This is a genomic window from Phycisphaeraceae bacterium, assembly GCA_040222855.1.
GTDB lineage: Bacteria > Planctomycetota > Phycisphaerae > Phycisphaerales > Phycisphaeraceae > Mucisphaera.
The window spans coordinates 1-813 of the sequence record JAVKCD010000009.1 but is presented as its reverse complement, the minus strand read 5'-3'; the positions used below and the strand labels follow the sequence as shown (position 1 = coordinate 813).

Annotated in this window: 1 protein-coding gene; it reads left to right on the top strand. The window is 62.6% G+C overall.

The window, feature by feature from the left end; all coding sequences use genetic code 11:
- Window positions 1-44 precede the first annotated feature (44 nt).
- Window positions 45-656: a nucleotidyltransferase domain-containing protein gene (locus tag RIG82_03265; protein MEQ9459959.1), complete on the top strand. Its 612-nt coding sequence runs from the start codon at window positions 45-47 to the stop codon at window positions 654-656.
- The last annotated feature ends 157 nt before the right edge of the window (window positions 657-813 follow it).

The window sequence follows — 813 nt, the reverse complement described above, 5'->3', positions numbered from 1 at the left end:
GTTAGACGGAGCCTGTTGGCTCGAGCAGGAGGAAGGGGGAGGCGGTGAAACAGCTTGAGGACCTCCTCGCCCGGATCCCCAAAATCCTCGACGCAACGGAGGGTGTCCGAGGTGCGAGCTACTTCGGCTCGGTAGCCAAGGGGTCGACGGATCGCTTCTCGGATATCGATCTCGTGGTGCATGCGAGCGTGGATGTCGGATGGGACGTAATCCGGCGTCTCCACCATGAACTCACGATCGTCCTCTTCCGGCCCTTCAGCGAGGACCGTCGCCCGAGCGGTCGCTACTGGTTTGCGGATACCAATCCTTTCGCTCGGCTCGATGTGAGCTTCTTCGAGGCGGACGAGTACGCGGCTCTCCTCTCAAAAGGGCGAGGTGTGGCCCAGCCGCCGTTTCGTGTCCTGAACCTTGAGGGCCCCGCTGGCCAACCAGTCACGGATGTGGTTCTACCGACTTGGTCCGAATCCGAGTTTCGATCGGCCGGGCTGCTAAGGGCCTTCCAGGAGGCAGCAAAGGGGGAAGCCCGCGAACATTGGATTCTCAGGACGTCCGACGAGGTCAAACGCGAGTTCGAAGCTCACCGGGACACAAAAGACCCTTCGATGGCGGCCCGGCTCTATAGAGCTTCTCTGGAGGTCCTGAACCGCTCCGTCTAACTGGGTCTTCCTGTTGCGCGGGCGGCCGTGCGGACTCTTCTCCGACCCGCGCGGGCTCGCCACCGTGGCGGTGCCGATAGGCTGTCCTGTATGATGAGCCGGTGGTTGCTCAGCCGGTCCCACCGGGCCGATGCGCAACAGAAGCCCAAGGAGTTAG